The 8,003-nt window shown below is 58.9% G+C and carries 6 protein-coding genes and 1 rRNA gene; 4 read left to right on the top strand and 3 right to left on the bottom strand.

Annotation, left to right across the window (positions count from 1 at the left end; all coding sequences use genetic code 11):
* The first annotated feature begins 156 nt into the window (after positions 1–156).
* The 4 genes from rrf to uvrB all read left to right on the top strand — a co-directional run bounded on the left by rrf (position 157) and on the right by uvrB (position 3,972).
* Positions 157–272 (top strand): 5S ribosomal RNA (gene rrf / locus ACTM86_RS05070).
* Positions 273–464: 192 nt separating this feature from the next.
* Complete coding sequence (gene coaE / locus ACTM86_RS05065; RefSeq protein WP_154517538.1) at positions 465–1,106, top strand: dephospho-CoA kinase; 642 nt, start codon at positions 465–467, stop codon at positions 1,104–1,106.
* Positions 1,099–1,680: a lytic transglycosylase domain-containing protein gene (locus ACTM86_RS05060; protein ID WP_427795966.1), complete on the top strand. Its 582-nt coding sequence runs from the start codon at positions 1,099–1,101 to the stop codon at positions 1,678–1,680. Before coaE ends, ACTM86_RS05060 begins: the two co-directional genes overlap by 8 nt.
* Before the next feature lie 51 nt (positions 1,681–1,731).
* Positions 1,732–3,972, top strand: coding sequence for an excinuclease ABC subunit UvrB (gene uvrB, locus ACTM86_RS05055; RefSeq protein ID WP_441015889.1), 2,241 nt, complete (start codon positions 1,732–1,734; stop codon positions 3,970–3,972).
* Between the two features lie 65 nt (positions 3,973–4,037).
* On the opposite strand, the gene ACTM86_RS05050 is transcribed toward uvrB, so the two are convergent.
* The 3 genes from ACTM86_RS05050 to ACTM86_RS05040 form a co-directional block, all read right to left on the bottom strand.
* Positions 4,038–5,678, bottom strand: coding sequence for an NAD(P)/FAD-dependent oxidoreductase (locus ACTM86_RS05050; RefSeq protein WP_441015886.1), 1,641 nt, complete (start codon positions 5,676–5,678; stop codon positions 4,038–4,040).
* 80 nt (positions 5,679–5,758) lie between these two features.
* Positions 5,759–7,030, bottom strand: a complete 1,272-nt coding sequence (locus ACTM86_RS05045; RefSeq protein ID WP_441015883.1) for an NAD(P)/FAD-dependent oxidoreductase — start codon at positions 7,028–7,030, stop codon at positions 5,759–5,761.
* On the bottom strand, positions 7,031–7,861 hold the full coding sequence (locus ACTM86_RS05040; RefSeq protein ID WP_427794829.1) for an Mrp/NBP35 family ATP-binding protein: 831 nt from the start codon (positions 7,859–7,861) through the stop codon (positions 7,031–7,033).
* Positions 7,862–8,003 lie beyond the last annotated feature (142 nt).

Raw genomic sequence — 8,003 nt, 5'->3', positions numbered from 1 at the left:
TCTTCCGGAACCGCACCTCGCGGCCCGCGGGACCCAGCGCTTGCGCGGTCCGGGCACGAGGATGCCCCCGAGTCACCTCCCCTATGCGCCATGCGGCCCCCAGGGCACGTGGATGAGACACCCGGACACCGAAGATACGGTGGGCGCCGCCCACCGGTCAGCGGCCAGAGCATGGGGGGCACGCCCGGTCCCGTTCCGAACCCGGAAGCTAAGCCCCATCGCGCCGAGAGTACTGCGGGGCCAGCCCGTGGGAGGCCAGGGCGCCGCTGACCGGTGGACGGCACCGAGCCGTCATCGAGAATCGAGAAGGGGGAGGCCTCGCGGCCTCCCCCTTTTTTGCGCTATATATAAGCTGTGCCTTGTGAACGGACTCTTCCTTTGACTCTCTTACTGTTTGGCTGTTTTTTGAACCGTCGCTTTGTATTTGCGCGATAATTACTCGCATTGACGTTAGGGAGAGCTTGATGTTTACCGTTTTCGTTTTGGGCAATATTGCTTCGGGTAAATCGACTGCCTGCCGCTTTCTGGAATCTCGCGGAGCCCTGCTTATCGATTTAGATGTTCTTGCCAAATCGCTGTACGTACCGGGGTCGGATATCGTCAATGCTCTTGCTGAAGAGTTTGGCTGGGATATTTTGGACGAGGATGGCGGTGTTCGACGTAACGTTCTCGCTTCTCGAGCTTTTGTTTCTCCCGATACGGTTGCAAGGCTCAATAGTATTGTTCACCCCGCTCTCATTGAGCAGCTTTCGCTGAGGATTCTCGATCCTGCTTGCTGTACGGTTTCGTCCCCCCGCTATCCCTTTGCGGCGGTCGAAGTATCTGCTCCGACTGGCTTTGAGGACGCCTTTGGCCTTGCGGATGAAATTATGGTTGTTAGCGCTCCTTTAGCGGTCCGTCGCGAACGCGCTATTCACCGTGGTATGGAGCCATCCGATTTTGATGCTCGCTGTGCTTGCCAACCCGATGAGTCTTCGCTTTGCAGTCTCGCCACGACCGTGATTGATAACGCAGCGGGCGACAGCTCGCTCTTTGAACAACTGGACGCGTGGCTTGCTCGCCATGGCCTTATGGATGCTATGGATAAGGAGACGACAGATGCCTAAGACGCGTTTCTTTACGTGGTATCGCCTTGTGCCGCTGGTTGTCGTTTTCGTCTTTGGCCTTATCTCGCTCGTTTACTCGTGTGCTCCCGCCGCTTTCTTTAAACCGTTCTATCCGATTGACTATGAAGCGTATGTAAAGCAGTCCAGTATTTCGCATAATCTCGATCCGTATCTGGTGTGTGCCGTCATCAAGTCGGAATCAAACTGGGATCCCGAGGCGGAATCAAATCAGGGCGCCCAAGGTCTCATGCAACTTATGCCCGAAACCGCTCAGGATATGATCGCTAAGGGCCTTGTCGACGGGGATGAGTATTCTGCCGATAACCTGAATGACCCCGCTTCGAATATCGAATTTGGGTGCGCGTACCTCTCATACCTGTTGACATATTTCAATGGTTCGACGGATAGCGCTATTGCTGCTTACAATGCCGGAATGGGCAATGTCGATGGGTGGGCGCAGCAAAACACATCGCTCCATAACGCGATTGCCTTTCCCGAGACGCAAGCCTATTTGATTCGTGTCAATAATGCCTGGGTTCGCTATAAGACCCTCTATCCCGACCGGTTCGTATAGGACTATGCCTGCCGCCTGCGTATACTGCAGATGTATGAGTTAGGAGTATCCATGGCGGATTTTGAAGTTGAGCGTGTTGGCGGAGAGCTCAAACGTTTTGGCGTTGAGGGCTCTGAGGTACCGTTTGAGGTCGTGTCTCCCTATGAGCCTGCAGGTTCACAGCCTAAGGCCATTGAGTCGCTTGTGCAGGGTGTGAGGGACGGAGACCGCTATCAGGTTTTGCTTGGCGTGACCGGCTCGGGCAAGACCTTTACCATGGCCAAGACCATCGAAGCTCTCGGTAAGCCAACGCTGGTCATGGCCCCCAACAAAACCCTCGCCGCCCAGCTTGCGAGCGAGCTCAAAGAATTCTTTCCCAACAACGCCGTGGTCTACTTCGTCTCGTACTACGACTACTATCAGCCCGAGGCATATGTGCCGCAAAGCGATACGTATATCGAGAAGGATGCTTCGATTAACGAAGAAGTCGAGATGCTTCGACATCAGGCGACCGCCTCGTTGCTTTCTCGACGCGATGTGATCGTCGTTGCTTCGGTGTCCTGCATCTATGGCATCGGCTCTCCTGAGGACTATGCGGGGCTGGCGCCGAATGTCGACAAGAAAGTACCGCTCGAGCGCGATGACTTTATCCATGCGCTCATCGACATTCAGTACGACCGGAACGACTATGACTTGGCGCATGGCACCTTCCGCGTGCGCGGTGATGTTGTCGATGTGTATCCGCCCTATGCCGAGCATCCGTTGCGATTTGAGTTCTTTGGCGATGAGGTCGAGCTTATCGCCGAAATCGATGAGGTTACCGGTGAGATGCTTCGTGAGTATGAGGCTATTCCCGTGTGGCCGGCATCGCACTATGTGACCGAGAAGCCCAAGGTCAAGGCGGCCTTGAAGTCAATCAGTGAAGAGTGCGAGAAGCGCGTCGCGGAGCTCAAGGCGACCGACAAGTTGCTCGAGGCGCAACGTCTACAGCAACGGACCGATTATGACCTCGAGATGCTCGAGACGATGGGCTTTTGCAACGGCATCGAGAACTACTCGCGTCATCTGGACGGGCGTAAGCCGGGCGAACCGCCGTTTACCTTGATTGACTACTTCCCCAAGGACATGCTCTGCATCATAGACGAGAGCCACGTGACGGTGCCACAGATTCGCGGCATGCACGAAGGCGACCGATCGCGCAAAGTTACGCTTGTTGAACATGGTTTTCGCCTGCCCTCGGCGCTCGACAATCGTCCGCTTCGCTTCGATGAGTTTGAGGCGAGAATCCCCCAGTTCATCTATGTTTCGGCAACGCCGGGCGACTACGAGCTGCGGGTGAGCCAAAACGACGTGGAGCAGATTATTCGTCCGACCGGCCTGCTCGATCCCAAGATCGACGTGCGTCCCGTTCGCGGTCAGATTGACGATCTTGAGGACGAGATTCGCGAGCGCGTTGCCCGCAAGGAGCGCGTGCTGGTGACCACGTTGACCAAGCGCATGGCCGAGGACCTGACCGACCATCTACTTGATGCGGGCATTAAGGTCAATTACATGCACTCTGATACGGCGACAATGGACCGTGTCGAGATCCTGCGAACGCTGCGCGAGGGCAAGATCGATGTTCTCGTTGGCATCAACCTGCTTCGCGAGGGCTTGGATCTTCCCGAGGTCTCACTGGTGGCAATTCTCGATGCCGATAAGGAAGGCTTCTTGCGCAACCGTCGTTCGCTGATTCAGACGATTGGCCGTGCGGCCCGTAACGCCGATGGCGAAGTCATCATGTATGCAGATGTTGTGACCGATTCGATGAAAGCGGCCATCGAGGAGACGCAGCGTCGTCGCGAGATTCAGATGGCATATAACGAAGAACATGGCATTGTGCCCAAGACAGTGCGCAAGGCCATCAACGACATCTCAAGTTTTATTGCCGAGGCCGAAAAAACTGTGGGCTCCAAGGGACGCTCGAAGGGCGACTCTCTTGGCCATGGCGCATTCTATACGCCCGATGAGTCGGGCGAGGGCGGTGTGCCGGAAACGGCGGCGACCGAGCAGACACTTGCGGAGCAGCTGGAAGAACTACCGCATGACGAGCTTGTGCGGATCGTCGAAACCATGGAAGAGGATATGCGTAACGCTTCTGCCGCCATGGACTTTGAGGAGGCGGCGCGCCTGCGTGATGCTGTCGTTCAGATTCGGGCGATGCTCGAGGGTGCGTCTGAGGACGAGACGATCGAGCGCTTACGTTCGCAGGCCCGCAAGGGTTCCACGTTCGCATCGGGTAGAAAACGCCAGGGTGCACGGTTTAAGAAATAGCGAACAGGCCCCGAGTTCCCTGTGGAGCTCGGGGCCTGTGTCTTTTGCGCGCTGGAATTCGTTCGCTAGAGGTCTGCGATCAGGGCTTCGGCACAACGGATACCGTCGGTGGCCGCGCTCATGATGCCTCCGGCATATCCAGCTCCCTCACCACAAGGGTAGAGGCCCGGGGTCGACACGGCATGGCACGTTCGGTCTCGGGTGACAGTGACCGGTGAGCTCGAACGAGTCTCCACGCCGGTAAGAACGGCATCGGGGCGGTCGTAGCCCCGTAGCTTTTTTCCGAGTAGGGGAAGTCCCAGGCGGAGCGACTCGACGATATGCTGCGGCAGGGCTTCGTCAATTGCCGTCCAGGTCACACCGAGCGGATAGGTGGGCTTTACCTTTCCGGGCGCCTTGCTGGCGCGTCCTGCGAGGAAATCTCCGACGAGTTGTGCCGGTGCGTTCCAGTTGGAACCGCCCAGGCGATAGGCGGCCGCCTCGCAGGCGCGCTGGAGCTCGATGCCGGCGAGCGGGTCATCGTCGGGAAGGTCCTCAGGCGTGACGTTAACGAGCAGGGCGGCATTTGCGTTACGGCCGTCGCGGGCATTGAGGCTGGCGCCGTTGACGCACAGGTGGCCCTGCTCGGAAGAGGCGGCGACAACCTGCCCGCCGGGGCACATGCAAAACGAGAACACGCTGCGGCCGTTGGGAAGATGAGCGACGAGTTTGTAGGGGGCTGCTCCGAGGGCAGGATGTCCCGCCGAGGCTCCATATTGGGCTCGGTCGATGTCGCGCTGCGGATGCTCGATGCGAACGCCCATGGCAAAGGTCTTTTGTGCGAGGGCCACGTCGTGGTCCTTAAGGAGTTCAAAAATATCGCGAGCAGAATGCCCGCAGGCGAGGATGAGGTGCTTTGTCTCAATTGGCTCGTAAGCGGCGTCTTGGGATGATTGGACATCAATACCGGTGATGGCGCCAGACGCGTCGATGCGAATGTCGACGAGTTTTGTTCGATAACGGACGACACCTCCGAGTTGCTCGATGCGCTGGGATATAGCGGTAACAACCGTGGGAAGGATGTCGGAGCCAATGTGCGGCTTGGCATCCCACAGAATATCGCGGGGCGCACCCGCCTCGACGAAGGTTTCGAGGATGAGGCGATGGGCGGGATTTTTTGTTCCCGTATTGAGCTTGCCGTCCGAGAAGGTCCCCGCGCCGCCCAGACCAAACTGGATATTGCTCTCGGGGTCGAGGATACGCTCCTTTAGAAAGAGGTCGATCGAATGCGAGCGGCGAAATGCCGGGTCGCCGCGCTCGATGAGCAAGGGCTTCAGACCCGCTTCGGCAAGGGTGAGTGCGGCGAAAAGGCCGGCGCATCCGGCACCGACGACGACGGGGCGCTCTTTGGGTGCGCTGGAAACGGGGGAGGGGAATGAAGGCTCATCGTCTTCTATCGCGCGTACGCGCGAGCGGTCACGCTCGGCAACGCTGTCGACCGCTTCTCGCTCGAGGTGGGGACTAGTCAGCTCAACACGAAAGCTCAGGATAAAATGGACGTCTCGTTTTTTGCGAGCGTCGATTGACTTGCGGTGGAGCTCGATGGACTTGATCTCGGAGTCCTTGCAACGCAGGACGCGCTTGGCGAATCGCTTGCCAACAATGAGGCAGGCATTTTCATCGCCGGCTTCATCGAGTGACGCGTTGACTTGGGTGATTTCGATCATCGAGGTCTCCTTAGGGGCAAGAAAGAGGCCGTCCGGTATCCCAGACGGCCCGAATGCGTTTTTGATTATAGACTGTGCGGCTACAGGCTGCTTGCAGCGCGAATGCCCGAGATCCAGGCCCACGCAAGGTTAAAGCCTCCGCAATCGGCGTCGATGTCGAGCGCTTCGCCGCAGACGTAAAGCGGGGCGTCGACAACGCTGCACGCGTGTAGACTGGGTGTTGAGATGCTCTCGACAGATACGCCACCACGCGTGACCTGCGCCGAGCGCTCCTCGGCTGTTCCCTCGACGAGCAACTTAAAGTGCTTGAGGATCGAGACCAGGTGGACGACATCGTTGGAGCCTGGATGGCACTGCTCGAACGCTGTGCAGACGACGCGGGAGAGTTGCGGGGCGAGCATGCCGTCGAGCCAACGGGGATCGCGGGGCGAAAAGCCGCCGAGCAGCTCAATGCGCCGGTTAAGCATATCGAGCAACTCGTCTTTAGAGAGGTCGGGGAAAACGTCGAGCAGGATCGTATCGCCGCGCTGGATACGACGGGAGAGGTTGAAGACAGCGACGCCCGAGATACCGAAGGTTCGAAACAGTACTTCACCGTCTTCGTGCCAGAGCTCCCTATGGTTTCGGGTGAGCGTCAAGCGGGCGCGGACGCGCAGGCCATCCAACGTCTTGAGTGCCGCCCGATCACCGACGACCGTTGCCGATACGGGGCAGAGGATGGGGCGCAGCGAAGTGAGGGGGAGGCTAAACGTATCGGCGATACCGGTGGGGTTGCCACCCGTGGCGATAATTACGGCGCGCGCCTCCAGGGCCTCGTTCTTGCGAGGGACATCGGCGAGTGCCTTCCGAAGCGAGCGGAGCTCCGATTTTCGGTCGTCGTGCTTTTTTGCCTTGAGCGCCCGCGCTGGACGGTTTATTTGGAGTGCCCAGCCTTCGGAAGCTTTGTGCGCCGAGGCAACGTTGGCCCCGCAGATTAAGGTGATACCTAGGCGGTCGCAAACGTTGAGAAGCGCGTCGCGTACCGATTCGGCGCGAAGGGAGCGCGGGTACAGCCGGCCTTCCTCGGAGGTTGTCATGATGCCCAGCGAGGAGAAGAAACCCATAAGCTCTTGTTCGGGCTGGGGGCCCATGACGGATTCGACGAATGCGGGGTGGTTATACCGCTGTGGATCAATCGATTCGTTGGAGAGGTTGCAGCGACCGTTGCCGGTCGCAAGGAGCTTAAGGCCGCAGGCGACATCGCGCTCAACGATGCAGACGCTTTTGCTAGCGCGTGCGGCCGTAATGGCGGCGGCGAGGCCTGAAGCCCCGCCGCCGATTACCAGGACGTCATAGAAGGCGCTCGTGTTCACTTAGGCCTCGTCGGTCTCGTGCGGGGCAATGGCCTCGACGGCAGAGACGGCCTGGGGCAACATGCCGTCGGGCAGCGCGGTCTCGACCTCGCCCTTATCGCAGGCCTCGGCGAGTGCCGGATTAATGGGAATCGTGCCCAAGATGTCGAGGTTATAGCGCTCTGCGACCTCGGGGAGCTTGCTCTTGCCAAAGACCTCGATCTTCTTGCCGCAGTCGGGGCACTCAATATAGCTCATGTTCTCGACAATGCCCAGAATGGGGACGTTCATCTTCTCGGCCATGTTAACCGCCTTGGCGACGATCATCGAGACCAGATCCTGCGGGCTCGTGACGATGACGATGCCGTCGACGGGCAGTGACTGGAAGACGGTGAGCGCGACGTCGCCTGTTCCCGGAGGCATGTCGACCAGCAGGTAGTCGATGGGGCCCCACGAGGTCTCGCTCCAGAACTGCCTAATGGCGCCTGCGATGACCGGACCGCGCCAAAGGACGGGGTCGGTCTCGTTTTGGAGCAGCAGGTTGGAGCTCATGACCTTGACGCCGTGCTCGGAGATTTCGGGCAGCATAAGGTTGCCAAGGGCATGGACGTGGCGTCCGCTCATACCGAACATCTTGGGGATAGAGGGACCGGTGATGTCGGCATCGAGGACGCCGACCTTGTGGCCGTGACGGGCAAGCTCGGTGGCGATGGCACCGGTGACAAACGACTTGCCGACACCGCCCTTGCCGGAAAGCACGGCGATGACGCGTTTGACCTCGGACAGCGTGTTCTCCTCAAATTGCGACGGCGACGTTTGTCCGCCGGCGGCCTGTGCGTGCTCGCAACCCATGTATGACTCCTTTGTATATGTTGGGGCCGGGGCCCCGTGATGTGACACGAGCGTCATTGTACCCTCGTTTGCGAGCGGGAGTCATTTGTGATGCATTTGGGCCGAGCGTGCTTGCAATGCGATGGGCCCAAGCGAATGAGCG

This window comes from Collinsella sp. HCP3S3_E11, assembly GCF_052067375.1.
Lineage (GTDB): Bacteria > Actinomycetota > Coriobacteriia > Coriobacteriales > Coriobacteriaceae > Collinsella.
Note: the sequence above shows the minus strand (reverse complement) of the source record. Positions and strands in the feature narration are given on the sequence as shown.

Coding starts and splice junctions, on each gene's coding strand:
- coaE (WP_154517538.1), top strand. CDS start 465: ATGTTTACCGTTTTCGTTTTGGGCAATATTGCTTCGGGTAAATCGACT.
- ACTM86_RS05060 (WP_427795966.1), top strand. CDS start 1,099: ATGCCTAAGACGCGTTTCTTTACGTGGTATCGCCTTGTGCCGCTGGTT.
- uvrB (WP_441015889.1), top strand. CDS start 1,732: ATGGCGGATTTTGAAGTTGAGCGTGTTGGCGGAGAGCTCAAACGTTTT.
- ACTM86_RS05050 (WP_441015886.1), bottom strand. CDS start 5,678: ATGATCGAAATCACCCAAGTCAACGCGTCACTCGATGAAGCCGGCGAT.
- ACTM86_RS05040 (WP_427794829.1), bottom strand. CDS start 7,861: ATGGGTTGCGAGCACGCACAGGCCGCCGGCGGACAAACGTCGCCGTCG.